Source organism: Bradyrhizobium sp. 14AA (assembly GCF_054185205.1).
The window spans coordinates 933,755-959,056 of sequence record NZ_JAVAYM010000001.1; the positions used below are offsets into that span (position 1 = coordinate 933,755).

General features: G+C 65.2%; 28 protein-coding genes. 15 read left to right on the plus strand and 13 right to left on the minus strand.

What is annotated here, in order from left to right:
• Nucleotides 1–6: 6 nt before the first annotated feature.
• From RAD15_RS04350 to RAD15_RS04370, 5 genes are all read left to right on the plus strand, one after another.
• Nucleotides 7–1,545: a tripartite tricarboxylate transporter permease gene (locus tag RAD15_RS04350; protein ID WP_458174685.1), complete on the plus strand. Its 1,539-nt coding sequence runs from the start codon at nt 7–9 to the stop codon at nt 1,543–1,545.
• Nucleotides 1,542–2,546, plus strand: coding sequence for a 4-hydroxythreonine-4-phosphate dehydrogenase PdxA (locus RAD15_RS04355; RefSeq protein WP_458174687.1), 1,005 nt, complete (start codon nt 1,542–1,544; stop codon nt 2,544–2,546). Before RAD15_RS04350 ends, RAD15_RS04355 begins: the two co-directional genes overlap by 4 nt.
• A 136-nt stretch (nt 2,547–2,682) precedes the next feature.
• Nucleotides 2,683–2,898 (plus strand): hypothetical protein, encoded by a 216-nt coding sequence (locus tag RAD15_RS04360; RefSeq protein WP_458174689.1) that lies wholly within the window; start codon nt 2,683–2,685, stop codon nt 2,896–2,898.
• Nucleotides 2,899–3,032: 134 nt separating this feature from the next.
• The gene (locus RAD15_RS04365; RefSeq protein WP_458174691.1) at nt 3,033–4,094 is read left to right on the plus strand and encodes a glycosyltransferase family 4 protein; all 1,062 of its coding nucleotides are present in this window, start codon (nt 3,033–3,035) and stop codon (nt 4,092–4,094) included.
• 12 nt (nt 4,095–4,106) lie between these two features.
• Complete coding sequence (locus RAD15_RS04370; RefSeq protein ID WP_458174693.1) at nt 4,107–5,105, plus strand: L,D-transpeptidase family protein; 999 nt, start codon at nt 4,107–4,109, stop codon at nt 5,103–5,105.
• A 40-nt stretch (nt 5,106–5,145) separates the two neighbouring features.
• On the opposite strand, the gene RAD15_RS04375 is transcribed toward RAD15_RS04370, so the two are convergent.
• The 4 genes from RAD15_RS04375 to RAD15_RS04390 form a co-directional block, all read right to left on the minus strand.
• A complete protein-coding gene (locus RAD15_RS04375) occupies nt 5,146–5,562 on the minus strand; it encodes a cupin domain-containing protein (protein ID WP_458174695.1) in 417 nt (138 codons plus the stop codon).
• A 48-nt stretch (nt 5,563–5,610) separates the two neighbouring features.
• Nucleotides 5,611–6,354, minus strand: coding sequence for an SDR family oxidoreductase (locus tag RAD15_RS04380; RefSeq protein WP_458174697.1), 744 nt, complete (start codon nt 6,352–6,354; stop codon nt 5,611–5,613).
• Nucleotides 6,355–6,531: 177 nt separating this feature from the next.
• The gene (locus tag RAD15_RS04385) at nt 6,532–7,044 is read right to left on the minus strand and encodes a bleomycin resistance protein (protein WP_458174699.1); all 513 of its coding nucleotides are present in this window, start codon (nt 7,042–7,044) and stop codon (nt 6,532–6,534) included.
• Between the two features lie 243 nt (nt 7,045–7,287).
• A complete protein-coding gene (locus RAD15_RS04390) occupies nt 7,288–8,364 on the minus strand; it encodes a methyl-accepting chemotaxis protein (protein ID WP_458174701.1) in 1,077 nt (358 codons plus the stop codon).
• Nucleotides 8,365–8,648: 284 nt separating this feature from the next.
• Between RAD15_RS04390 and recJ the strand changes: the two genes are divergently transcribed.
• The 3 genes from recJ to RAD15_RS04405 all read left to right on the plus strand — a co-directional run bounded on the left by recJ (nt 8,649) and on the right by RAD15_RS04405 (nt 12,261).
• A complete protein-coding gene (recJ, locus tag RAD15_RS04395) occupies nt 8,649–10,490 on the plus strand; it encodes a single-stranded-DNA-specific exonuclease RecJ (RefSeq protein WP_458174703.1) in 1,842 nt (613 codons plus the stop codon).
• A 66-nt stretch (nt 10,491–10,556) separates the two neighbouring features.
• Nucleotides 10,557–11,366 carry an SDR family NAD(P)-dependent oxidoreductase gene (locus RAD15_RS04400; RefSeq protein ID WP_458174705.1) on the plus strand — a complete coding sequence of 270 codons (810 nt, stop codon included), beginning with the start codon at nt 10,557–10,559 and terminating at the stop codon, nt 11,364–11,366.
• A gap of 97 nt (nt 11,367–11,463) precedes the next feature.
• On the plus strand, nt 11,464–12,261 hold the full coding sequence (locus RAD15_RS04405; RefSeq protein WP_458174707.1) for an aldolase: 798 nt from the start codon (nt 11,464–11,466) through the stop codon (nt 12,259–12,261).
• A gap of 6 nt (nt 12,262–12,267) precedes the next feature.
• Here the strand turns inward: RAD15_RS04405 and RAD15_RS04410 are convergent, their stop codons facing one another.
• Nucleotides 12,268–13,497 (minus strand): lytic murein transglycosylase, encoded by a 1,230-nt coding sequence (locus RAD15_RS04410; RefSeq protein WP_458174709.1) that lies wholly within the window; start codon nt 13,495–13,497, stop codon nt 12,268–12,270.
• Between the two features lie 164 nt (nt 13,498–13,661).
• Here RAD15_RS04410 and RAD15_RS04415 point away from each other — a divergent pair, with 164 nt between their 5' ends.
• Nucleotides 13,662–13,913, plus strand: a complete 252-nt coding sequence (locus tag RAD15_RS04415) for a hypothetical protein (RefSeq protein ID WP_458174711.1) — start codon at nt 13,662–13,664, stop codon at nt 13,911–13,913.
• Between the two features lie 86 nt (nt 13,914–13,999).
• Nucleotides 14,000–14,134 (plus strand): hypothetical protein, encoded by a 135-nt coding sequence (locus RAD15_RS04420; protein ID WP_458174713.1) that lies wholly within the window; start codon nt 14,000–14,002, stop codon nt 14,132–14,134.
• A gap of 27 nt (nt 14,135–14,161) precedes the next feature.
• Here RAD15_RS04420 and RAD15_RS04425 read toward each other — a convergent pair whose 3' ends face one another.
• On the minus strand, nt 14,162–14,692 hold the full coding sequence (locus RAD15_RS04425) for a MarR family winged helix-turn-helix transcriptional regulator (protein WP_458174715.1): 531 nt from the start codon (nt 14,690–14,692) through the stop codon (nt 14,162–14,164).
• A 54-nt stretch (nt 14,693–14,746) separates the two neighbouring features.
• On the opposite strand from RAD15_RS04425, the gene RAD15_RS04430 reads away from it, so the two are divergent.
• Both RAD15_RS04430 and RAD15_RS04435 read left to right on the plus strand, forming a co-directional pair.
• The gene (locus RAD15_RS04430) at nt 14,747–15,226 is read left to right on the plus strand and encodes a carboxymuconolactone decarboxylase family protein (RefSeq protein WP_458174717.1); all 480 of its coding nucleotides are present in this window, start codon (nt 14,747–14,749) and stop codon (nt 15,224–15,226) included.
• Nucleotides 15,227–15,247: 21 nt separating this feature from the next.
• Nucleotides 15,248–15,751: a cupin domain-containing protein gene (locus RAD15_RS04435; RefSeq protein ID WP_458174719.1), complete on the plus strand. Its 504-nt coding sequence runs from the start codon at nt 15,248–15,250 to the stop codon at nt 15,749–15,751.
• Between the two features lie 110 nt (nt 15,752–15,861).
• Here RAD15_RS04435 and RAD15_RS04440 read toward each other — a convergent pair whose 3' ends face one another.
• The 3 genes from RAD15_RS04440 to efp form a co-directional block, all read right to left on the minus strand.
• Nucleotides 15,862–16,770, minus strand: coding sequence for an amino acid ABC transporter substrate-binding protein (locus RAD15_RS04440; RefSeq protein ID WP_458174721.1), 909 nt, complete (start codon nt 16,768–16,770; stop codon nt 15,862–15,864).
• A 146-nt stretch (nt 16,771–16,916) separates the two neighbouring features.
• Nucleotides 16,917–18,518, minus strand: a complete 1,602-nt coding sequence (locus RAD15_RS04445; protein ID WP_458174723.1) for a M23 family peptidase — start codon at nt 18,516–18,518, stop codon at nt 16,917–16,919.
• 45 nt (nt 18,519–18,563) lie between these two features.
• On the minus strand, nt 18,564–19,130 hold the full coding sequence (gene efp / locus RAD15_RS04450) for an elongation factor P (RefSeq protein WP_458174725.1): 567 nt from the start codon (nt 19,128–19,130) through the stop codon (nt 18,564–18,566).
• A 162-nt stretch (nt 19,131–19,292) separates the two neighbouring features.
• Between efp and epmA the strand changes: the two genes are divergently transcribed.
• Genes epmA through RAD15_RS04465 form a run of 3 tightly spaced genes read left to right on the plus strand, consistent with a single transcriptional unit; the run spans nt 19,293 to nt 21,748 of the window.
• Nucleotides 19,293–20,357, plus strand: coding sequence for an EF-P lysine aminoacylase EpmA (epmA, locus tag RAD15_RS04455; RefSeq protein ID WP_458174727.1), 1,065 nt, complete (start codon nt 19,293–19,295; stop codon nt 20,355–20,357).
• Nucleotides 20,354–21,448 carry a lysine-2,3-aminomutase-like protein gene (locus RAD15_RS04460; RefSeq protein ID WP_458174729.1) on the plus strand — a complete coding sequence of 365 codons (1,095 nt, stop codon included), beginning with the start codon at nt 20,354–20,356 and terminating at the stop codon, nt 21,446–21,448. The genes epmA and RAD15_RS04460 overlap by 4 nt, the downstream gene beginning before the upstream one ends.
• Nucleotides 21,449–21,490: 42 nt before the next feature.
• The gene (locus tag RAD15_RS04465) at nt 21,491–21,748 is read left to right on the plus strand and encodes a hypothetical protein (RefSeq protein WP_458174731.1); all 258 of its coding nucleotides are present in this window, start codon (nt 21,491–21,493) and stop codon (nt 21,746–21,748) included.
• A 52-nt stretch (nt 21,749–21,800) separates the two neighbouring features.
• On the opposite strand, the gene RAD15_RS04470 is transcribed toward RAD15_RS04465, so the two are convergent.
• From RAD15_RS04470 to RAD15_RS04485, 4 genes are all read right to left on the minus strand, one after another.
• Complete coding sequence (locus tag RAD15_RS04470) at nt 21,801–22,886, minus strand: 3-deoxy-7-phosphoheptulonate synthase (protein WP_458174733.1); 1,086 nt, start codon at nt 22,884–22,886, stop codon at nt 21,801–21,803.
• Nucleotides 22,887–23,121: 235 nt separating this feature from the next.
• Complete coding sequence (locus RAD15_RS04475; protein WP_458174735.1) at nt 23,122–23,700, minus strand: HdeD family acid-resistance protein; 579 nt, start codon at nt 23,698–23,700, stop codon at nt 23,122–23,124.
• A gap of 69 nt (nt 23,701–23,769) precedes the next feature.
• Nucleotides 23,770–24,810: a PrsW family glutamic-type intramembrane protease gene (locus RAD15_RS04480; RefSeq protein WP_458174737.1), complete on the minus strand. Its 1,041-nt coding sequence runs from the start codon at nt 24,808–24,810 to the stop codon at nt 23,770–23,772.
• A 321-nt stretch (nt 24,811–25,131) separates the two neighbouring features.
• Nucleotides 25,132–25,284 (minus strand): hypothetical protein, encoded by a 153-nt coding sequence (locus RAD15_RS04485; protein ID WP_458174739.1) that lies wholly within the window; start codon nt 25,282–25,284, stop codon nt 25,132–25,134.
• Nucleotides 25,285–25,302: the final 18 nt, after the last annotated feature.

Below are 25,302 nucleotides of genomic sequence, written 5' to 3' on the forward strand. Positions count from 1 at the left end.
GGGCCGATGGACAATCTCGGGGAGCTCCTGCACGGCTTCACTATTGCGGTCACGGTGCCGCATCTGGTCCTGATGGCGGTCGGCGTGCTGCTCGGCATTCTCGTCGGCGTGCTGCCGGGGCTGGGCGCGCCGAACGGGGTATCGCTGCTGCTGCCGCTGACCTTCGGCATGCAGCCCGTCTCGGCGATCATCCTGCTCTCCAGCATGTATTGGGGCGCGCTGTTCGGCGGCTCCGTCACCTCGATCCTGTTCAACATTCCGGGCGAACCGTCGTCGGTCGCCACGACCTTCGACGGCTATCCGATGGCGCGCGACGGCCGGCCGACCACGGCGCTCGCCACCGCCTTTGGCTCGGCCGCGTTCGGCGCGCTGATCGGCGTCATCCTGATCACCTTCCTCGCATCCTGGGTGGCGCAGGTCGCGCTCGCCTTCGGCCCGGCGGAATACTTTGCCGTCTATTTCCTGGCCTTCGCCAGCTTCGTCGGCATGGGCGGTGCGGCCCCGATCAAGACTGTCGTGGCGCTCGCGATCGGCTTTGCGATCGCGGCGATCGGCATCGACACCGTCTCCGGCAGCGTCCGCCTCACCATGGGTGTCGATGAACTCGTCAAGGGCGTGAGCTTCGTGGTTGCTGTCATGGGCCTGTTCGGCATTGGCGAGCTGCTGGTCGCGGTCGAGGAGGAGTTTCATGCCCGCGCCGTGTCCTCGAAGATCGATTGGCGCGAGGTGTTCCGCGCCGTCGGCCGCCTGCCGCGCCACAGCGTTGCGCTGTTGCGCAGCGCCGCAATCGGCTGCTGGATGGGGATTACGCCGGGCGGCCCGACGGCGGCCTCTTTCATGAGCTATGGTATCGCCCGCCGTTTCTCGCGCCGCGGCCGATATTTTGGCACCGGCGAGGTCGAAGGCATCATCTCGCCGGAGACGGCCGATCATGCCGCCGGCACCAGCGCGCTGCTGCCGATGCTCTCGCTCGGCATTCCCGGCTCTGCGACCGCCGCCGTGATGATGGGCGGGCTGATGATCTGGGGCCTCAATCCCGGACCGATGCTGTTCGTCGACCAGAAGGATTTCGTCTGGGGCCTGATCGCCTCGATGTATGTCGGCAACATCGTCGCCGTCGCGCTGGTGCTGCTGACCGTCCCGGTGTTCGCAGCCTTGATGCGGATTCCCTTCGTGGTCATCGCGCCGCTGATCGTGATCATCTGCGTCGTGGGTGCCTATTCGGTGTCGAACTCCTATCTCGATGTGGTCATGATGCTGGGTTTCGGCATCGTCGGCTATCTCTTCAAGAAGCTGTTCTATCCCCTGGCGCCGCTCGTGCTCGCGATCGTCATCGGCGACAAGGCCGAGGATGCGTTCCGGCAGTCGATGCTGATGTCCAGGGGATCGCTCGGGATCTTCTTTGCAAACAAGCTGGTGACCTGCCTGATCGTGGCAGGCATCGCGCTGCTCTTGCTTCCGCTCGCCTTGCAGCTCACGCGCCTCTGGCGCAAGCCCGCATCGCCCGCGACCGACACGACGAGCCAGGAGAAGGTGATCATATGACAGCAAAGCCGCTCATTGCATTGGCGATGGGAGATCCCGCCGGCATCAGCCCGGAGCTGACGGCGAAGCTGGTGGTGCAGGACGACATCCGCGCGAGCTGCCGGCTCGTCGTGATCGGCGACCGCCGCGTCGTCGACGAGGGGGCACGCGTCGCGGGCGTCGAGCCTGAGCTGACCAGGGTGGAGCAGGGCGCGGATCTGCGGGCAGAGAAGGGCAATGCGCTTTTTGTCGATCTTCGCCATCTCGATCCCAAGGAGGTCGAGCCGAAGACCGCTACCCTTGCCGGCGGACAATTCGCGCTGGCGAACTACAAGCACGCGCTCGAGCTCGGACGCGACGGCCGCGTCGATGCGGTCTGCTTCACCCCCTTCAACAAGCAGGCGATGCGGCTCGCCCGCGCCGAGTATGACGACGAGATCGCGTTTTCCGCGGAAGTCGTCGGCCTCAAGAACCCGGCAAGCGAATTCAACGTGCTCGACCGGCTCTGGAACGCACGGGTCACCTCCCACATTCCGCTGAAGGACGTCGCTGCAAAGCTGTCCAGCGAACGGATCCATCGCGCGCTCAAGCTGACGGACGCCTGCATGCGCAACGCCGGCTTCGCGCGGCCGCGCATCGCGGTCGCCGGCCTCAATCCGCATGCCGGCGATGGCGGCAATTTCGGTCGCGAGGAAATCGACGTGATCGCGCCCGTCGTCGCGGCCGGCCAGCGCGAAGGCATTGCCGTGGAGGGACCGTTTCCCGCCGATACCGTGTTTCTGCGCGCCAGGGGCGGCGCCTTCGATGCCGTGCTTACGATGTATCACGACCAGGGCCAGATCGCGATGAAGCTGATGGGCTTCGATCGCGGCGTGACTTTGCTCGGCGGCTTTCCATTCCCGATCTGCACGCCCGCGCACGGCACTGCGTATGATATCGCAGGACAAGGAATCGCGTCGATCGGCGCCAGCCGGGCCGCGTTGCTGCTCGCCGCGGAGATGGCGGCGGGGCGTCCCAGCTGATTTTGCACGCAGCAATGGAGCGAGCGCCGGCTGCGCTCGCCTCGCGCGCAGACTTAGACTTTAGGGAAAAACTGGAAACTTCCGCCCTCGCAACGAGTTGGCGTCCCATGAAGATCTCCACGTCGGAGCTGGGAGCATGGTCGACGACGGCCCGCTACGAACAGCGGTCGATACCGCTTGGTGCGTGTACCGCGCCCGGCATCGCGATGTCGATGCTGCGGACGGCCGCCGTTGTCTGCTCGAGCGCCACCTGCGAGGGAGACGGGAAGCGCGAGAGAGTAATGGCGACGCCCAGGAACTCACAGGTTTCGGGCTTGTCTATCTCGAGCGGCTTTCCGATGACTCATGCTGAGGTCCGTTGAAAGCCTCGTGTGCCGCCTGGCGAGCGCAAGCGCCAGGCCGGCTTGGACGCTGCTCGCGATTTCGAACCTGCTGTCCGCAGCCATCGTGCTGATCGTCCGATCAGCGATATAGCGGCGGGCTATCATGCGCATCGCTCAGCTTGCTCCCCTGGCCGAAAGCGTCCCTCCAAAGCTCTACGGCGGCACCGAGCGGGTGGTCGCCTGGCTGGTCGATGAGCTGGTCAAGCTCGGACATGACGTCACGCTGTTTGCGAGCGGCGACTCCCGAACGACCGGCAAGCTTCACCCGGTATGGCCACGCGCGCTGCGACTCGGCCGAAAGGGCGCGGATCCCGGGGCGGCCAGCGCGATGCTGCTGGAAGCGATCGCGAAGCGGGCGAGGGAATTCGACGTGATCCACGCGCATGTCGACTGGGTGCCACTGCCGCTGCTCACTCGCCTTGACGTGCCGTTCCTCACGACCATGCACGGCCGCCTCGACCTGCCGGGGTTACCGGACGTGATCCGGCAATTCCCCGAGGCAAGCTTCGTGTCGATTTCCGATCACCAGCGCTTGCCGCTTCCCGATGCGAAATGGATCGGAACGATTCAGCACGGATTGCCGTCGGAGCTGTTGCGCCCCTCCTATGAGGAGGGATCCTATCTGGCTTTTCTTGGTCGCCTTACCGCCGAGAAGGGGCCGGAGGACGCTATCCGGATCGCGCACGCGGCGCGGATGGCTCTCCGCATCGCCGCGAAGATCCCACGCGCCGAGACCGCCTACTTCAAGAAGCAACTCGAGCCCCAGATCGACGGCGAGAAGATCCAGCTTGTCGGTGAAGTCGATGACATCAAAAAGCAGGCGTTCCTCGGCCAGGCCGCCGCGCTTTTGTTTCCGATCGACTGGCCGGAACCTTTCGGGCTGGTCATGATCGAGGCGATGGCCTGCGGAACGCCCGTGATCGCCTACCGTTCCGGCTCCGTCCCTGAGGTGATCGAGCACGGTGTGACCGGCTTCATCGTCGAGAACGAAGAGCAGGCGGTCAAGGCCGTCGACGAACTGAGCAAGCTGGATCGAAGGAAGGTGCGTGCCCGCTTCGAGGAACGCTTCACCGGAGGTCGAATGGCGCGGCAGTATGAACAACGGTATCGCGAGCTGGTTGCCGCTGCAGCCCGAGGATTCAACACGCAATCGCAGGAAACCTGAGAGGAGGCGGCGATGTCGCTGACGAAAGCGGGACAGATTTGCATCTTACTTGTATTTGCGCTGGCGGCCTCGCCGGCGTTTGCTGCCGAGATGACGGCGGATGCCGTCAATTCTGCCCAGCCAGCGAAGAAGAGCCTTTCGAATGAGAAGCCGACCCCGGCGGGCGTGCGATTGCAGGTTCTGCTGGATCGGGCGCATTTCTCCCCAGGCGAGATCGACGGCAAGTTCGGAGAGAATGCCAGGAAAGCGCTGCGGGCCTATGCGGAAGCGCAGCAATTGCCGAGTGCTGATGCCCTATCGGACGATGTCTGGAAGGCGCTGCAAGCGGATGACCGGCCGGCGACCGCGGCCTACACCATCGCCCAGCAGGACGTGGCGGGTCCTTTCCTGAACAAGCTCCCGTCGAAGATGGAAGACATGAAGGACATCCCGAAGCTCGGCTACACCAGCCCGCGCGAAGCGCTGGCCGAGAAATTTCACATGAGCGAGCAACTCCTGGAGATGCTCAACCCCGGGCGCCATTTCGACCGGGCGGGCGAGAGCATCGTCGTGGTGAACATCGGCAACGAGGGCAATGGTGCACCTGCCAAGGCCGACAGGGTCGAGGTCGACAAGGTCAGGCAGACCGTGAAGTTGTTCGACAAGTCGAATGCCCTGATCGGATTCTATCCCGCGACGGTCGGAAGCGAGGACAAGCCGTCGCCCTCAGGCATGCTCAAGGTCACCGAAGTCAATAAGAATCCGCTCTATCGCTACAATCCCGCCTATCACTTCAAGGGCGTCCGTTCGCGCAAGCCCTTTACCATCAAGCCAGGTCCGAACAATCCGGTTGGAACGGTGTGGATCAACCTGTCAGCCGAAGGCTACGGCATTCACGGCACGCCTTCGCCGGACAAGATCTCCAAGGCTGAATCTCATGGCTGCGTGCGTCTCACCAATTGGGACGCCGAACGTGTCGCGGCGAGCCTCTCGAAAGGCACGCCAGTCGCTTTCGTTGAGAGTCCCAATTGACGCTGGTGGCCATCGCCTGCCGCCTGCTGCCGATCCGGTACTACTTCGCGATCGGCGTCGTCAGTTCCTTGTCGGCGGTATCCACCACGAACACGGCAAGCAGCTTCGCCGGCTCGGTATCGCTGGCATTGGCACTGACGCCGTGGCGGTCGCCGGGTCTTTCGGAAAAATTCTCCCCCTTGTGAAAGACCTTGGCCGGGCCGTCATTGACCTGGCTGCGGATCGCGCCTTCGAGCACCGTGGCATAGATGAAGGCGGAGGGCGCGTGAATGTGTGCCGGCGAAGAGCCTCCGGGACCATACTCGACCAGCACGCCCTTCATGCTCTTGCCCGGGACATTCGGCAGCGCCTGGTCGAACACGACGGTGATTTTGGCCGCTGGCGCTGCCGTCTCGGCCGCATGGGCCGTCGGGAAAGTTGCGGCACAAACCGCCGCTGCGATCAGCAATCTGCGCATGGGATGTCCTTCATTGCCGTGGCTGTATTGTGCAGGACCGGCGGAATCTCAGACCCGCGCGAGCCATGTTGCGAGCGGCGTTTTCCCGAGCCGTGCCTCGCCAAGCGGGTTCAGCGATGTGTCGTGAATGGGAGCGCCGTAATATTGCGCGTTTGGATCGCCCGCCACCGGACGGCCGTCGCCGGACGCTTTCAGGCGGCGCGCAACGAACTCGTTGAAGGGGGCCTTCTCGGGGCCTGCGATATCGATGGTGCCGTTCAGCGGCCGCCCCGTTGCGATCTCTGCGAGGCAATCGACCACGTCGTCGGCCGCGATCGGCTGAAACAGCGCCGATGGCACCACGATCTTGCCCCCGATCACTCCCGCTTCGCCAATGGCGCCGAGGAATTCAAAGAATTGGGTGGCGCGGACGATCGAGTAGGGGACCGCAGATGCCTTGACGATGGTCTCCTGAGCGAGCTTGGCACGGAAATAGGCGATGTCGGGCGACCGATCAGTCCCCACGATCGACAGTGCCACGTGATGCTTGACCGCCGCGGCAGCCTCGGTCGCAGCAAGATTTTGGCTCGAACGTTCGAAGAATTCGAGCACGGCGGCGGGCTCCCAGGACGGCGCGTTGGCCACGTCGACCACGACATCCGCGCCCGCCAGCGCGGCGGCCAGGCCTTCTCCGGTCACGGCGTTCACGCCCGATTTCGGCGAGGCCGGCACGGCGCCATGGCCCTGCTGCTTGAGCTTCGCCACGAGCTTGGATCCAATCAATCCGGTTCCGCCGATCACGACGATCTTCATGGCATGTCTCCTTGGCATGTGCCGGGCGCGGAACGATCTGGCGCTCACGCCGTCACGTCGATCAACGTGATGCGATCAGCAGCTTACCCAGACAATGGGGCGAGCTCTTGCCTGTAAACGGCCTGCGTTGTCGAAAAATGCTCAAGACATCGGGGCGCGATGCGATTGCGTAAGGGTTCATTCCCTGTCACGAGGTGCGCGCATTCCCTGGCGTTCGATGAAGCGGATCAGGTAACCATCCGGGTCCTGAACGAGGAATTCGCGCTGCCCGTATTCCTGGTCGCCGACCCGATACCAGGCTTCATTCGGCTGCTCGTAGAGCGGCCATTTGGCGGCGCTGAGAGTCTTCAGCATCGGCTCGATGCGATCCACCGCCATCTGAAAATTGATGCCGCGTCCGAACGGTCGCTGCATCTGCTCCGTCTCCCAGCGTCCGTTCAATTCGCAGAGCATCACCTGCAAACGTCCCCTGACGAGATACGCAAAGCGGGCGGCGGGACGGTCGTAAGCGATTTCAAAACCGAGCAGGTCTCGCCAGAATGACAGGCTGTCTTGAATGCTGGAAACGCCGAGTTCGGGAACGAGGTCGGCAAAGCCGCCTTGCGGCGCGCGTCCCGTGCTGCTGGAGGTCGCACGGGCGACCGGGTCTGAGAGGAGCGGTTTGCTCGTTGCAGCGTCGCTCGATGTCATGACTGAAAGGCGTACTCCCGCCGCGGCGAGCAGCCAGGCTCGTGCGCAACGCCATGATCGCAGAATGCCAGTGTTTTGCCCGACGTGTCAAAGCGTTCTGACGAGGCGCTCTGGTGAGCTTTTCGGCGAGGCGTTTAGGCGAGCGCAAAACTGCAATGAAAGCAACCCTCGCTCTACTGTGCATGGGGTTGTTTTCGCGGTTTTGACTGGGTACGCCGGTCTGCTGACCGGCGCCGCCCGGCCTCACGCCCCGCAGACGATCACGCCGTACCAGCCGAGCCCGCGATAGGTCTCGTAGCCAGGCGTTGCATGGAAGGCGACCAGCGCGCCGGTGCGGTCGTGGTAGAAGCCGGAGCGCTGACCGTTCAGCGAGATCGAGAGGCGCTCGCTGAGGATGCCCTGGCCGTCGGAGGCCGCGATCACGCGCAAATTCGAGTCGACCAGCAAGACACGCGCCTTGTCGCTGTCGCCGACACGGACTCCCTGCACGATGGCACGGGCCTGCGCCTCCCAGTCGAAATGGATGGCGAGCACGCCGATCGGGGCGCCGTTGGCCTGGCCGCCGGCGCGGACGCTGGCGCAGTAGGTCGCGACCTGCGCGTTGCCGAGCAGCGGCTGGTTCTCGACGTCGCCGGCGACATAGTCGTCGCCGGAGCGCAAGGTGCGCGCCTCGCGAAACCATTTGGTGTGGGCGACGTTCTGGCCGACGGCGCGAAAGCGGTCGGCGCGGCCGTTGGCGATGACATTGCCGTCGAGGTCGCAGAGCCAGAGGTCGAGATAGACGGTGTAGGCGCCGAGGATCACGCCCAGGCGCTGCGAGGCATGGGAGACGGCCGCCGTGCTCGGCGAGGCCGCGCAATCGACCACGGCGGAGTCGGTCGCCCACCAGCGCACGTCGCAGGTACGCTCATAGAGGTTGCGGTCGATCAGCTCGATGGCGTTGAGCGACAGATCGACCATGCGCTCGCCGCGGGAGCGCTGGCTCATGCGGTCGATCGAGGCGACCAGATCCCCGGTGCGCTTCGTCAGCTGGCTTTCGAGCTCGCGCGCAATGGTCTCGACCTGCTGACCGACGCCGCGCACCTCCTGCGCCACCACGGCGAAGCCGGCTCCTTGCGCGCCGGCGCGCGAGCTTTCGATCAGCGCGTTGAGCGCCAGCATCTTCATCTGGTTGGTGATCTGCTGGATCGCCTTGGTCTTGTCGACCGCGATCTGGTTGACCTCCGCCGTGAGGCGATTGATCAGTGCGGAGATGTCGGAATCGTCGTCAGCGGGTTCGGCGGTGATCGGCTTGGCCTTCAGACCCAGCGCAGCAGACATCGGGGGCTTCCCTTGGCAATGAGGTCTGATCTGCAACGAACCCGGAACAACCGATTACAGATCGAATACGAGTCTTTTTCGAAGATTCCGCCTAACGCCTGCTTAATTTGCTGTTCCGCGGAATGCCCAAATGATAGTCACTCCGGCCTGCCGGCCGGCCATCCACCGCTTTGTGCGTCCCGGCCGTTGCAAATCGCCGGGGTTTCCGCGCCAATCCCCTGAAGCCAGATCCCGGGCCGCCAGCGTGATCGCCCGGATCCGAGTTCCCAACCGATAGCCTCGTCATGACGCCGCCTGCCACAGCCTTGCCTGTCGAAGCGCCCCAGGCCTTCCTGGGGGTGGCGCGCTCGCTCACCGACAAGCTGTGGCGCGACCGGCTCGATGCCCGCGGGGCGGCCCAGGCGCTCGCCATCGTGCAGCGGCACCAGCTTCCCGAACTGCTGGCACGGGTGCTGGCGGGCCGCGGGGTCGATATCGACGCCGTGCCAGACTTCCTCGATCCGACCATCCGCAAGCTTCTGCCGGACCCGTTCACGGTGACGGAGATGGAAGCTGCCGCCAAGCGGATCGCGGATGCCGCGGCGAAGGGCGAGAAGGTCGCGATCTTCGGCGACTACGATGTCGACGGCGCCACCTCGGCGGCGTTGCTCGCCTGGCATCTGCGCCATTGCGGCCTCGATCCGCTGATCCACATTCCCGACCGCATTTTCGAGGGCTACGGGCCGAATGTCGAAGCCGTGCGCGGGCTGGCCGCAAAGGGTGCCACGCTGCTCGTCACCGTCGATTGCGGCACCACCAGCATCGAGCCGCTCGCCGAAGCCAAACGCCTCGGCATGTCCGTGGTCGTGATCGATCACCACCAGGCCGGCACGGAGTTGCCGGAGGTCGATGCGCTGGTCAATCCGAACCGGCTCGACGATCTCTCCGGCCTCGGCCATCTCGCCGCCGTCGGCCTCGTGCTGGTGACGCTGGTGGCGGTCAACCGCGAGCTGCGCCAGCGCGGCTTCTGGACTGCGGAGATGCCGGAGCCCGATCTGCTCGGCATGCTGCATCACGTCGCGCTGGGCACGGTCGCCGACGTCGCCCCGCTGATTGGCCTGAACCGCGCCTTCGTCGCCAAGGGGCTGATCGCGATGCGGCGGCGCGACCATGTCGGCCACACCGCGCTGATGGACGTGGCGCGGCTCAACGGGCCGCCCGAAGCCTGGCACCTCGGCTTCATGCTGGGTCCGCGCGTCAACGCTGGCGGCCGCATCGGCCGCGCCGATCTCGGCGTGCGGCTACTGCTCGAAGGCGACAGCGTCGAGGCCGCGCGGATCGCCGCCGAGCTCGACCGTCTCAACAGCGAGCGCCGCATCATCGAGCAGGCGGCTGAAGCGCAGGCCGAGGCCGAGGCGCTCGCCTCGATCGGTCTCGAGGACAAGCTCGGCATCATCGTCACGGCGTCCGAAGGCTGGCATCCCGGCGTGGTCGGCCTCGTCGCCTCGCGGCTGAAGGAGAAGTTCTCGAGGCCCGCTTTTGCGATCGCGCTCGAGCCCGGCGGCATCGGCACCGGCTCGGGCCGCTCGATCGCAGGCGTCGATATCGGCAAGGCGGTGCGGCAGGCGGTCACCGACGGCATCCTGCTGAAAGGCGGCGGCCACGCCATGGCCGCGGGCGTAACGCTGCGGAAGGAGAAGCTCGCGGAATTCCGCGCCTATCTCGAAAACGCGCTGGCGCGCGACGTCGCCGAGGCCCGCCATGTCAACGAGCTCTATATCGACGGCGCGGTCTCCGCGCGCGCGGTGACGACGGAGCTCGCGACCACACTCAACCGCGCCGGTCCCTTCGGCAGCGGCAATCCGGAAGCCGTGCTGGCGCTGCCGGCGCATCAGCTCGTCTTTGCCGACGAGGTCGGCCAGGCACATCTGCGCCTGCGCTTCAAGTCGGGCGACGGTTCGATCGTCAATGGCATCGCGTTCCGCGCGGTCGGCCAGAAGCTCGGCAATGCGCTCCTCGCCAATCGCGGCCAGCAATTGCATGTCGCGGGCTCGCTGTCGGTCGATCGCTACCAGGGCGCCGAGCGCGTGCAATTCCGCGTCGTGGACGTCGCGCTACCGGACCAGGGGCCATCCGTGATTAGATAACGCAAGATCTGACGAGATCAGGCAGCAGACAATACGTCGCTCAAACAACAAGAAAAGGGAGTGAACATGGCAGGGCAGGTTGAGGGCAAGGTCGCGCTGGTGACAGGCGGCGCCTCCGGCATTGGCGAGGCCATCGTCGAGCTGTTCGCGCGCGAGGGCGCCACCGTCGTCATCACCGACATCGACGAGCTACGCGGGCCCGAACTCGCCAAGCGAGTGATAAAAGCCGGCGGCAAGGCGATCTTCCTGGAGCAGGACGTCAGCAGCGAGGAGCGCTGGATCGAGATCGTTGCTGAGGTCGCAAAGCGCTACGGCCGGCTCGACGTCATGGTCTCCAATGCCGGGATCGGCATTGCCGTGCCCTCGATCGTCGACATGACGCTCAGCGATTGGCGCAAGCAGAATGCGATCAATCTCGACGGCGTGTTTCTGTCCGTGAAACATTGCCTGCCGCTGATGCGCAAAACCGGCGGCGGTTCGATCGTCATGATGTCCTCGCTGGCGGGCCTGCGCGGCGCGCCGGGCCTCTCGGCCTATTCGCTGACCAAGGGCGGCGTCCGGCTGTTCGCCAAATCGATTGCGATGGAGTGCGCGGCGGCGGGCGACGGTATCCGCGTCAACTCCGTGCATCCCGGGATCATCGACACCCCGATATGGGGCAAGATCCCGACGGGGGCGACCGGCGCCGGCCAGAACGCGCCGATCGATCCGGATGAGCGCGCCAAGGTCGCAACCCCGCTCGGCCGCGCCGGACAGGCCGCCGAGATCGCCTCAGGCGTGCTGTATCTGGCCTCCGATGCCTCGCGCTACGTCACCGGCAGCGAGCTCGTCATCGACGGCGGCATGAACGCCGGCGGCGTGCCGCGGCGCGCCTGAGCCGCGCAGGACAGGGTGGCGATCGCAGGGGCTGACGCACAAGCGCAGCCCCTGTACAAGGCGAGGAGCTTTCCGACCGACAGAGGTGTCCTTCGCCATGGCGCACAGCCTTCATTCGTCTTCGTCCGCGCCTGAGCCCATCCGCTCGAACCGGCCCGACCTTGCCACCGACGCGATCCGCACAGCGCGCGAGGACCTTGCCGCCTGCTTCCGCATGGCTGCGCGCAACGGTTTTGAGGAGGGCATCTGCAACCATTTCTCCGCCGTGGTGCCGGGCCATGACGATCTCTTCCTGGTCAACCCCTATGGCTACGCCTTCCGCGAACTGACGGCGTCGAAGCTGCTGGTCTGCGACTTCCACGGCAACGTGCTCGAGGGCGAGGGCGTGCCCGAGGCGACCGCGTTCTACATCCATGCCGAGATGCACAGATTGCTGCCGCGCGCGAAAGTCGCCTTCCACACCCACATGCCCTATGCGACCGCGCTGTCGATGACCGAGGGCGATCCCCTGATCTGGGCCGGCCAGACCGCGCTGAAATTCTATGGCCGCACGGCGGTCGATCGCGACTACAACGGCCTCGCGCTCGATGGCCGCGAAGGCGCGCGCATCGCATCCGCCGTCGGCGATGCCGACATCGTCTTCATGAAGCATCACGGCGTGATGGTGCTGGCGCCGACGATCGCGGAGGCCTGGGACGATCTGTACTACCTCGAGCGCGCCGCCGAGGTGCAGGTGCTGGCGATGTCGACGGGTCGGAAAGTGCTGCCGGTCGATGCCGCGATCGCGGCCGATACCTACAGGCAGATGCGAGAGGGCGATTCCGAATCCGCGCGGTTGCACTTGGCCGCGGTCCGTCGCCAGCTCGACGCGGAAGAGCCGCAGTACCGGCACTGAGACCGCCTACGATCCCTGCCGCAGCTTCGCCAGCACCTTCAGCCCGCCATAGCCGTCTGCCGGCGTGATCCCCGCGCGCTGCTGGAAATCCTTGATCGCCTTCATGGTGTCGTTGCCGACGCGGCCGTCGGTGCCGCCGGTGTCGAAGCCGGCCTTGGTCAGCCGCGTCTGCATCTCCTGCACCTCGGCGAGCGTCAGCGCACGCTCGGAGCCGGGGAAGGGTTGGATGAAGGGCGGCGCGCCGAGACAGCGGTCGCCGAGATGGCAGATCGCCAGCGCATAGTTCATGGAAGGGTTGTAGCTCTTCACCGAGTAGAAGTTCGGTCCCAGCAGGAAGGTCGGCCCGCCCGCGACCGGCGTCCACATCTGCGCGGACGCATTGGCCTGCGGAAACGGCTGGCCGTCGGCACGGGTGACGCCGGCCGCCTGCCACGCCGCATAGGTCCGGCTGCCGCTCATCTCACTGGGCGCGCGCACTTCGTAGCCCCAATGCTCGCCGCGATGCCATTTGCCGCGTTTGACGAGATATTTTGCGGTCGAGCCGAGCGCATCATCCGGCCTGCCGAATGGCGAGACCTTGCCGTCGCCGTCATAGTCGATGCCGACATTGAGCCAGACTTCCGGCATCCACTGCGAATGCCCCATCGCGCCGGCCCAGGAGCCATTCATCTCCTCGGGGGTGCTCCAACCCTTGTCGACGATGCGCAGCGCATTGATCAGCTCGGTCTCCCAATAGGCCTTGCGGCGCGGCTCGTTCCAGGCAAGCGCGGCGAGCGAGGCAAACACCGGCGTCATGTGGTTCTGCTGCACCAGGGGATCGCCATAGGCGGACTCGACACCCCACAAAGCCAGCAGCGTGCCGCGTTCGACACCGAAATCGCGCTCAATGCGCGCGAGCAGCGCCTCGTTGTTCTTCAACGCGATCTTGCCGTTGATGACGCGCCAGTCCGAGACGCGGCGGTTGATGTATTGCCAGACCTGCTCGTGGAATTCGGGCTGGTTGCGCATCTGCTTGAAGACACTCATGTCGGGCTCGACCCGCGCCATCGCGCGCTGCCAGGTCGCAGCCGATATGCCCTTGGCCATTGCACGCGCGCGAAAACTCTCGCGCCATTCGTCGAAGCCCGGAGGCGCGGCGAAACCTTGTGTCGGGAGTGTCAGGAGTGCGGCTGCGCCAAGCGTGGATTGGAGCAGGGCGCGGCGACTGGGATGGGCCGAGGAATCAGCTGGTTTCATGAACCCATTCTAGCGGGAAAACATGGTGCCTGTGGGACGGTTCCTGGAACGCGAGGAACAGGGGGCGGCGTTTGCCGGAACAAACCGTCGCACTGCTGCATTCCCTCCGCACTGGATTGGAGGAGGAGATGCATGCTGTCGGTTCATCGAGAATTCGGGGTTGAATGAAGATACGCATGCATGCGGAAAGTCATGTCGTCGAACTCGACGACGGATCGCAATGGCAGATCTTTCCCGGCGATCTCGCGACCACGCTGAGCTGGAAACCCGAAACCGATCTGCGCCTCGAGCGCGCGGGTGATCGGGTGAGTTCGCATGTGCTGGTGAATACCGCCGATCAGAGCCGCGTGCGGGTGATCGCGGCGGGCGAGACGTGGCCGGACGGTGAGGTTAAGAATGCGTTGAAGGACGGGTAGGACGCCCCGACGCCAGCTCACATATCCCCAAATTTAAGCGTGCCGCTTTACGGTCGGTTCGCTTCCGTCTACGCAGAAATGTACGCATGCGGGAGCTGCTCGACATCATCCGTGCCAATCCCTGGCCGTTCGGCGCGGGGCTGTTCGTCGTGATCCTGATGATCATTGCCGAGAATTTTGGTCGCGGCATTCAGGGCGACGGCGGGGCGGGCGGCGACTAGGCTTCGTCCGCGGCGAATGCGGATCGCCTAGTCCTCCTGCAAATCAGCCGCGATTCCGGCGAGCCAACGCCGGATCGAGGTTTCCGCCGCGGCATCCAGCCCCCTGGCGAGCCGCTTCTCCAGTGCCATCACCCGTTCCCGGCATGCTTTCAACAGGGTCGCGCCGCGCGGCGTCAGCGTCCATTGCTGGATGCGGCCGTGAACGGGATGGGGCGTCATCAGAATAGCGCCGTCGCGTTCGAGGTTGCGAATGATGACGCCGACGGTCTGGGGCGTCAGGAAGGTGAGGCGGGCGACGTCGGCGCCCGACAGGCCCGGGTAGGCGTTGAGCATCGTCAGCACGGCGAATTGCGGCGACGTCACGCCGAGATCGGCCAGCGCCCGTTCCATCGTGAGGCGGACTGCGGCGTGGGCCTGGCGCAGCAGATAGCCGAGATAGCCCTGCTCGCCGCGCTTGCCTTCGCCGGGGGCGGGAACGCGCACCGCGCCGTTGGCTGCAGGGGAAGGCATCTTCCGCGCGGTCTGCGATCTTGTGATGTCGGTGGTCTTGCGTGGCATGTAAGGGCTCTTATAAGATATAAGCACTCTTATAATAAGACGAGGTGAACGGCAATGTCTCACGCCCGCGGCGAATACGAGGATTTCAGGAAGATCGCGCCTGATGCCTATGATCTGGTGCTGGCGCTGGGCCAGCTTGCGGCCAAGGCCGGTCTCGACAAGGAGCTCCTCGAGCTCGTCAAGCTGCGCGCCTCGCAGATCAATGGCTGCGCCTTCTGCGTGCAACATCACGTCCTGTTGTCGGAACGGATCGGCGTGGCCGTGGACAAGCTCCACCTGGTCGCGGTCTGGCGCGAGGCGCCGATCTTTTCCGCGCGCGAGCGCGCCGCGCTGGCCTGGGCCGAGGCGCTGACCTTCCTGCCCGACGGGGTCAGCGAAGAGGTCTATGCGGAGGCATCTGGCGCGTTCTCCGAGACGGAGCTGATGTACCTGACCTCGGCGGTCGCCTCGATCAACGTCTGGAACCGTTTTGGCGCGGCATACCGCTGGACACCGGCGAAGCGGCCCGTTGCCGCGAATGCCGCGGCGTCCTGATCGCTACGAGGGGAGGTTGTCATGACAGCAATGAGTTTGACTGCCGCGCAGCGCCCGGTGCCATCGCGTGCGATGGCGTTGGCGGTCATGGGCGGGCTCGCCTGCGCACTCGCGATCGGTAAGGCCCTGCCGCTGACGATGGATGCCGTGTCAGGCGCATTCGCCCCGCTCTGCGCCACCGCCGCCGAGAGCTCGCCGCTCGACAAGGTCGAGCAGATCGGCTCCTACGCGCTGCCGAACGTCCCGGGCAAGCGCGTCACGATCGTCCGCGTGTTCTACGGTCCCGGCGGATTCACGCGGCCGCATCGCCACGCCGGCTCGGTGACCGCCTACATCACCAAGGGCGAGATCCGCTCGCAGCTCGGCGGCGGCCCGGTCGAGACGTTTGGCGTCGGCCAATCCTTCTTCGAGCCGCCGGGCTCGACGCATCTGGTCTCGGCCAACGCCAGCGCGACGGAGCCGGCGGAATTGATCGCGGTGTTCGTAGCCGACGAGGGCGCCCAGCTGACGACATTGCTGGAGTAATCGCACGATCCTGTAGCCCGGGTGAGCGAAGCGATACCCGGGAACGGCCGCCGCGAGAATCCCGGATGTCGCTTCGCTCATCCGGGCTACTCGGCGGAGGATACTTGCCGTCAGCCCCCGTACGACGCCGGATCAGGATTGTCCGACGGGTGCTCGAACGACTTCTTCATCGACACCGGCATTGGAACGTGGAAATTCAGGCCGCGCGGCGGCACCGGCTCCATGAACCATTTGTTGTAGACATTCTCGATCTCCGGGCTCTTGTAGAGCTTTGCGGTCGCACGATCGACCACGGTCTTGAACGCGACGTCGTCCTTGCGCAGCATGATGCCATAGGGCTCGGGATCGGAGAAAGCGCCGTTGCTGATGGCGTAGAGCGATGGATCCTTCGCGGACGCGATCATCGCCGCAAGCTGGATGTCGTCCATGACGAAGGCCTCAGCGCGATCGGTCTCGACCATCAGGAACGCCTCGGGGACGTCCTTTGCGTTCATCACGGTGATGCCGAGCGAGCGTGCCGCATTGGCCTTGTTGAGCTGGGTGATGTTGGTGGTCCCCGAGACCGACACGACGGCCTTGCCCTTGAGATCATCGACCTGGTCGAGCTTCGAGGCCTTCTTCGACACGAAGCGGCTCGCCGTGAGGAAATGCGTGTTGGTGAACCACACCTGCTTCTGGCGCTCGGCGTTGTTGGTGGTCGATCCACATTCGAGGTCGATGGTGCCGTTCGCCATCAGTGGAATGCGGCTGGACGAAGTGACCAAATTCTCATTGACCGCGAGCTTGTCCAGCTTGAGCTCGGCCTTGATCTCCTCGACGATCTTCATGCAGATGTCGATGGCGTAGCCGACCGTCTTCTGCTTCTCGTCGATGTAGCTGAAGGGCACGGAACTGTCGCGCACGCCGAGCGTGATCGCGCCGGTGTCCTTGATCTTCTTCAGCGTGCCGGTCAATTCGTCCGCATGAGCCGGCACGGTGAATGCAACGGCCAGAACGACCGCCGTGGTGAGACGACGCATGTGCTTCCCTTCTTCCAGTTTGCCCGGCGGGAGCAAAGCAATTCCGGGGCCAGAGAAGGCGCGATGCTTCGGGATGGTCCTCACGCTGATCCGGCCAGTCTGCGCGTGCATGAGGCGGGGGGCTGCGCGGTGAGGCGCGAATTGCCTCAATTCTCCTCGCTGCTCGATCCCTCGCGCAGGTCCGGCTTGATCACGTCCTCCGGCAGCGCATGGGCCACCGGCTGCGCCGTGACTGCGATCTCCGGGCCGACCTCGCGGCCGCGGCCGTGGATCAGGCGTTCATAGGCCGAGACCAACGTGACGTAGGGGCTGACCCAGATCCAGCCGTCGCGGGTGAACACCTGCACGTCGAAATGCAGATGCATCGAGGTGCCGGCGGGATGGTCGAGATAGTTCGAGACCACGCCGATCTTCTCGCCTTCGGTGACGAGGCGACCGTTGAGCAGGCCATCGGCGTTCATGACCTGCGGGTTCATGTGCATGTAGCGGAAGCGGATGTGCTCGGTCCGGCTGTTGACTTGAAGCGTCGCCGCCTGGTCCTTGGCCGCGCGGATCACGATGGCGTCGCGCACGGCGACGACGCCGCGCTGCTTGGGATCGCAGGCCTCGCGGCCTTCGCCGGACGGCGGGCAGTCGGCGGCGCGGATGTCTTCGCCCTGGTGGCCGTAGCCGCCGCCGCACTGCCAAACCTCAAAACTGCGGGACTCGCAGAAATTGTCACGCCAGGGGTAGGCCGTCGGACCGTCGTTCTTGTCGCGCTTGCCGTAGGATTGCGAGCGGATGAACGCTGGCGCCTTTTCGAGCGGAAAGCGGATCTGCGCGTAGGCCATCACGTCGGGATGGCCGGCCTTGTTTCGATAGCCGGTGTTGGGGATGATGTCGCCGCTCGGCCGGTAGCTGAAATCCGGCGAGCGCTCCGCGGGACGAGCGAGAATGTTGGAGGCAATGTCCATCAGTGGCCGCATGCGCTGGCCACCCGCGACGTGCAGGGCCTTCAGGAAGCGTTCGGCGACCGGATAGGCTTCCTTGCAGGCGAGCCGCCGGGGCTTGGCGACGCTGTCCAGGCACTGGACCGATACCACATAGGCGACGCCGAAGCGGGTGAAGGCGTAGCGCACATAGCCTTCGCGGATGAACTTGCGCAGGTCCGGATAGAGCGTCGTGAGCGGCTTGACCTGCTCGCCCTTGCCGCCCGAGGGATCGGCGATGTCGTAGACCAGCGCCGAGCCCGTGATCTGCACCTCGACCGGCCTTGCGAACACCCGGCTCGGCATGCCGTCGCCGGCGCCGGGTTCGAACGAGAAGGTCGCGCTGTAGCCGGCCGGGCCGGCATCGAACATGTCGACGGAATTGAAGTCAGCCTGGTAGCGCGACAGCGCGAGCGTTGCCGGCGCACCGCTGCGCTGCGCCTCGAGGTAGGCGGCGGCGTCGAACGGCAGCAGCACGGGCACCGAGCTGCGGGCGATGCCGGTGAAGAATTGCGAGGAGAGGGCGTTGAGCTGCACCAGCGCCGGCATCGCGCGCGGATCGTAGCGCGGGACCGAACGGCGGGGGACGAAGATGAAATCGTCCGCGACCCGGGGATGGCCGTTGATCTCGGTGCGGAGCTGGTCGAGCGCTACGCGCCAATCGACGCGCAGGGCCGTGAGCGAGGGGCTGCGGAATTCATCCGCAGCGAGCGGGATGGCAGCGAGGAGCGACAGCAACGCCAGCAGCTGCGAGACGAAGCGGAAACCCTTCCCAACCACTGTCTCGCCCCCCGGCGGCGCCTGTTGCGATCGCTCCGTTCCCCGTCAGTCCTTGGCGCGCTCTGAGTAAGAGCCGTCTTCCGTCATCACGACGATGCGGGTGCCGACTGCGATGTGCGGCGGCACGGTGGTGCGGATGCCGTTGGAGAGCACGGCCGGCTTGTAGGAGGACGAGGCGGTCTGGCCCTTGGTCACCGGCTCGGTCTCGACCACTTCCAGCGTGACGCGCTGCGGCAGCGCGATCGAGACCACGTTGACGTCGTGGGTCGACAGCTTGACGGTCATTTCCGGTTGAAGATAGGCGGCCGCGTCGCCGATCACGTCCTTGGAGACTTGGACCTGATCGTAGGTCTCGGGGTTCATGAAGTGATAGCCGTCGCCATCTTCATACAGGAAGGTGTAGTTGCGCTCTTCGATCGTGGCCTTTTCGACCTGGTCGGTGGTCTTGTAGCGCTCGGAGATCTTTACCCCGTCCGAGATTCGGCGCATTTCGATCTGGCTGACCGGGGTGCCCTTGCCGGGATGGATGTTCTCGGCGCTCACGACGACATAAAGCTTGCCGTCTTGCTCGATCACGTTGCCCTTGCGAATAGAACTGGCGATGACTCTCAAAGCTATATTTCCTGCTTGCTTGGCCCGGCATCGGCCAGGACGTGGTCAAATCGATGGGGGACTTGGGGCCTCAAATCAGACCTCGGCGCCCGTTTCGGGCCGCAACATACTGATTTTGCCGTTGGATGCCAGCACTTTGCTGCCCCGCGGAGCGGTGGGTTAATGGCTGGGGACAAGCCGATATCGCCGTTCTGGACGCCTGGCCGACACCTCGACCGGCGGCCGTTCCTCCGGGCCAGGGGGGCCATTACCGGGTCTCTACGGGGCTTTTTCGCCGAGCAGGGGTTCGTCGAGGTCGAAACCTCCGTTCTCCAGGTCTCCCCGGGCAACGAGACCCATCTGCACGCCCCCCGGACCGAGATCATGCGGCCCGACGGCAGCCGTGCCAGCCGTTATCTGCGGACTTCGCCGGAATTCGCCTGCAAGAAGCTGCTGGCGGCGGGCGAAGAGCGGATTTTCGAGTTCGCCCGGGTGTTCCGGGACCGCGAGCGCGGCGACCTGCATCTGCCCGAATTCACCATGCTGGAATGGTACCGGGTGGGCGCCCCCTATGATGCCATCATCGCCGACTGCGTCGTCGTCATCGCCCGGGCGGCGCAGGCCACCGGTATCGGGACTTTCTCCTTCCGCGGCCGGACCGCCGATCCTTTCGCCGAGCCGGAGCTCGTGACGGTCTCCGGTGCCTTCGATCGGTTCGCAGGCATAGACCTGCTGGCGACCATTTCGGGTGGCGAGGGGGACCGCGCCGCGCTTGCCCAGGCGGCAGCCGGAAAGGTCCGCATCGCCGAGGACGACACCTGGTCGGACATCTTCAGCAAGGTCCTGGTCGAGCATGTCGAGCCTCATCTGGGGCAGGGGCGTTTGACCATTCTGCTCGAATACCCATCTCCAGAGGCGGCGCTGGCGCGCGCGAAGGCCGACGATCCCAGGGTTGCGGAGCGGTTCGAGGTCTATGCCTGCGGCGTCGAGCTTGCCAACGGCTTTGGCGAACTGACCGACGCCGAGGAGCAGCGCAAGCGCTTCACGGAAGCGATGGCGGAGAAGCAGCGCCGCTACGGCGAGGCCTATCCGCTGGACGAAGACTTTCTAGCCGCGGTCGCCGCAATGCCGGAAGCGAGCGGCGTTGCGCTCGGGTTCGACCGGCTGGTGATGCTGGCGAGCGGCGCTTCGCGGATTGATCAGGTGGTGTGGACACCGCCTGCAAATGAAACGTTAAGTGAGACATGACGAAGACGAACCTTGCACGAACCTTGCGTGAGCCGGCCGAACTCGTGGCCGAGCAGCTTGCTCCGGCCGAAGCGCTGTCCGCCCTCGAGCGTGTCGCCGCGCGCTATGCCGTTGCGATCACGCCGGCGTTGGTCGAACTGATCGACACATCCGATCCGGACGATCCCATCGCGCGGCAATTTGTTCCGAGCGCAAGCGAATTGGAGATGCAGCCAGGCGAGAGCGCCGATCCGATCGGCGATCACCCGCATTCGCCGGTTCCCGGCATCGTGCATCGCTATCCCGACCGTGTGCTGTTCAAGCTCGTTCACGTCTGCGCGGTCTATTGCCGCTTCTGCTTCCGCCGCGAGATGGTCGGACCCGGCAAGGAGAACGCGCTGTCGGACGGCGCCTATCGCGCGGCCATCGACTACATCCGCTCGCACAGCGAGATCTGGGAGGTGATCCTGACCGGCGGCGATCCCTTGATGCTGTCGCCGCGGCGGATGAGCGAGATCATGGCTGAACTGGCCGCGATCGATCACGTCAAGATCATACGCCTTCACACCCGCGTGCCCGTGGCCGAGCCTGCCCGGATCAGCGACGAGATGGTCGCGGCGCTGAAGGTCACGGGTGCCACCACCTGGGTGGCATTGCACGCCAATCATGCGCGCGAGCTGACGGAACCGGCGCGCGCCGCCTGTGCACGGCTCGCTGATGCCGGAATTCCCTTGGTGAGCCAGTCCGTGCTCTTGCGCGGCGTCAACGACAACATCACCGCTCTGTCGGATCTGATGCGAACTTTCGTCGAATGCCGGATCAAGCCCTACTACCTGCATCATGGCGATCTCGCACCGGGCACCGCGCATCTGCGAACGACGCTGGCCGAGGGGCAGGAGTTGATGCGGCAGTTGCGCGGGCGGGTGTCAGGGCTGTGTCAGCCCGACTATGTCATTGATATTCCCGGCGGCGCCGGCAAGTCCCCGGTGGGGCCGAATTATGTGTTGGCGGCACAAAATACCGCACCCGACGCGCGTGATGCGGAGGCGGAAACGCGCTATCGTATCGTGGACTATTGCGGCGACGTTCATCTCTATCCGCCCGAGACCTGAGCGGTGGCGAAGAGGACGCCGGTTGAGAATGGAGGAACAGAAATGAAGAAGATCATGGTGGCAGCATCGCTCGTGGTCTTGCTCGGCGGCGCGGCGGTTGCACAGACCGGCGGCTCCAAGGGGTCGACCTCCGGCGGCGCATCCTCCGGATCATCGGTGCCACCGGCGCCCGTCGGTCATCGCCAGCCGCGCGCAGGCGATGTGCCGAGCGAGAAGAATCTGAGCGATCCGAACAGTCCCGCGAACAAGGAAGACGCCCTGCTCGACAAGAAGATCAAGAGCATCTGCCGGGGCTGCTAGGCGGCACCCGGCGGGCAGGGCGCGACAGCTCGCCCCGCCCGCGTTTGCCGAACTAAGCCGAGCGCTCGTGCAGGCCCGCACCTCTGGTGTTGCGGCGGATCTCGACCGCGTCGGCGAGCTGCTCGAGCACGGTCGCCGTCGTTGCCCAGTCGATGCAGCCGTCGGTGATGCTCTGGCCGTAGGTCAGCGGCTTGCCCGGCACCACGTCCTGGCGGCCGGCGACGAGATTGCTCTCGATCATCACCCCCATGATGTGGTTCTCGCCGCCCGAGATCTGACCGGCGATGTCGGCCATGACCAGCGGCTGGTTTTCCGGCTTCTTGCTCGAATTGGCGTGGCTCGCATCCACCATCACCAGCGGCGCGACGCTCGCTTTCGCCAGATCGTTGCAGGCCGCCGCGACGCTTGCCGCATCGTAGTTCGGCTTGCTGCCGCCGCGCAGGATGATGTGGCAGTCCTCGTTGCCGGCGGTCGAGGCGATCGCCGAGCGGCCGAGTTTTGTAACGGCCATGAAATGATGCGGATGCGAGGCTGATTTCACCGCGTCGGCGGCAATGCGAACATTGCCATCGGTGCCGTTCTTGAAGCCGACCGGGCAGGACAGCCCCGAGGCCAGCTCGCGATGGATCTGGCTCTCGGTCGTGCGCGCCCCGATCGCGGCCCAGGACACGAGATCGGCAATGTATTGCGGCGTCGTCATGTCCAGGAATTCGGTGCCGGCGGGCAGGCCGAGATTGTTGACGGCCGACAGCACGTTGCGCGCCAGCCGCAGGCCCTTGTTGATGTCGAAGCTGCCGTCGAGATCGGGATCGTTGATCAGGCCCTTCCAGCCGACGGTGGTGCGCGGCTTCTCGAAATAGACCCGCATCACGATCTCGAGCTGATCGGCGAGGTCCTCGCGCAAAGTCGCGAGACGCTCGGCATATTCGAGCGCCGCCTTGGGATCATGCACCGAGCAGGGACCGACCACGACCAAGAGGCGGTCGTCCAGGCCGTTGAGGATGGCATGGATGGCGTTGCGCGCCGCCATCACCACGCGGGTGGCGGTGAGCGTGCGCGGGACCTCCCGCATCACCTCATCCGGCGTGCTCAGCTCTTTCAGTTCGCGGATACGAAGATCGTCGGTCGTGCTCAGCACGGCGGGCTCCTGTTTGTTTAGAGAACCTGCCGGCCAATAAAAAAGCCGCCAGGTCTGGCGGCTTGTTCGGACGTTTGCTTCAATATTCAGATTGAGCGCGATCCTCCTGCCGCCAGCGAGCTGTCGTAGCTAAAGTACCAAAAATAGCTGGTGACGAGGGTGATCATGGGACGCCATATAGCGTGCCATTGGCGGGTTGTCACCCCCCAATCGGCTCGGCGGGCGACGAGAGCCCTCAGGTGTTGCTGTTGCGCGCCGCCAGCGCCATGCCGATCAGGGTGGCGCCGCCGAACAGCAGATTGATACCGACGAGGACGCCGATCGCCCATTCCGCCGAGCTCGGCAGTCCCGTGATCACCATGAACGAAATCGCGATGTCGACGAGGCCCGAGATCAGGAGCCAGGACCAGCGGCCGCTGAGCTCGCGGCGGTGCTCCAGAGCGTACATGATGGTGGCGACGCCTTCGGCGAGGAAGTAGGCGCCGAGCACGATGGTCAGCGTCAGCACGGCCTGCATCGGCCGCGCCAGCAGCAGCATGCCGGCGAGCACGGCGAGCGCTGCCGAGATCAGCGACCACCAGAAGCCCGGCGTGCTGCGCGCCCAATAGGTCACGATCAGTCCGCCAATGCCGCTGATCAGGAACATCCAGCCCAGGAAGATCGCAATGGCAAGGCTCGCGAGCGGCGGCAGGATCAGCGCGGCGATGCCGAGAACAGCAAGCAAAATGCCTTCGAACAAAAAGGCCTTCCAATGCGCTTTCACCGTTTGGCTCATGGCGGATTGCAGCCGTGAAAAGTCCTCGGGCGATGTCATCGGCAGACTCCGGATCGAGAGATCTGTGCTCAGTCTAGTATGCGCACGGCGCGCTCGCCATCCCGCGGCTCAGCCGCCGCCGGGCGCCGAGGAAAAGCCTTCCGCGCTGGTGCGGATGCGGTTGCGGCCAAGAACGTAAATCGCCGTTGTGACAACCAGAAGCGCCAGGCCGAGCAGGATCGAGGTAAGGCCGATCGGGATCAGGGCCAGCGTCAGATTGCGCTCGGGGTTGATGAGCCAGTGATGGATCGAGGTCAGCACGAAAGCGAGGCCGAGAAAGCCGACGCCGCCGCCCGCGAGCAGCAACGCCCACATCCGGCGCAGCTGGCTGAGCCGCTCCCGCGCGACGTCGGTCCGGGGCGCGTGATGGCGCGCGACGCGGCGGACGAGGCGGATGGCGAAGGCGATCGAGCTGAATCCGATCAGGAGGCTCGCGGCACCCAGCCACATCCGCAGTGTCGGGTCCAGATCCGGCATGCGCTGGAGCGTGAGCAGCGGGAAGTCGAAAGCCGAATGCAGCGCAAGCGGGCCGGCGAAGATCAGCAGGCGGCTGGAGAGGCGGGCCCAGTCGCGGTGGTGGCGGTTGGCTCCGAGCGCCGTGCCGGCGCGCGCGATCGTCAGGTAAGCGCCGGCGATGATGCCGAGGGCGCCGTGGAACGGCACGGTCAGCACGCTGCGCAAGGCGGCCAGCGAGCGCCACATCTCGGCATGCTGGACGAGATAAGCGAGATTCTCGTAGGCGGCGAAGCCGAGGCCGACGGCGGCGCCATAGACCACGGTGTCCATGGGGTTGGCAAAGGTCCGCCGCTTGGTCGAGGAGACCAGCACGATGGCGATCACCTTGACGGCTTCCTCCGGCAGCGCGACGCCGAAGACCGAATGCATGGCCAGCGCCGCCCAGGGATTGTCGGGGGCGGCGACCATCTTGGCGAAGGGGGCGCGGGCGAGGCCCAGCAACGAAATGCTGGCCGCCCCTAGCAGGAACGCGGTCCAGACCTGGGCGGGCGGTCCGGGGCGTTCCTCGGCGGCAATGACAAGCCACAGCATCAGCAGCGCCGGGGCGATGGCAGCAGTTCCGATGACGGTGGGTAACGCTTCAATCAGGTACATCGGCGCCGAAAATAGGTTCCCTTGATCCGCTTATCTACATTCACCGGTGCGACCATGTGTCATGCAATTGCTGTCGCGTCGCTTAACGAGCGCGACAGGTGGCGTTCATCGGTCCGTGGAAGGTAGAAATCAAGCGCGATCAATTGCATGACAGAACCTGCTCGTCATCCATGGCAATGATCGCGCAGGTTCGATGGCGGATGGCGATTGCCAAGCCAGATCAACAGAATACGCCGGCTTCTTCGATTCACGAAGCATCTGTCGCTGCGGCCAGTCCGGAGGCGAGGCCGCCTGCCTGCGGGCACGCTTGGCCGGGCGGCCTCAGTCACGCTTGGCTGCACGCCTGCGGGACGGCGCGACCCGGCGGGCCCGCACCTGCTCCAGCTCCCAGAAGGCGCGCACGAGGCACGTGCCGAGGCAGGAGACGACGAGCAGCAGCAGGAAGGCCTGGTCGACGGCTGGGATCTGTATCATGGCGATGATGAAGCAACG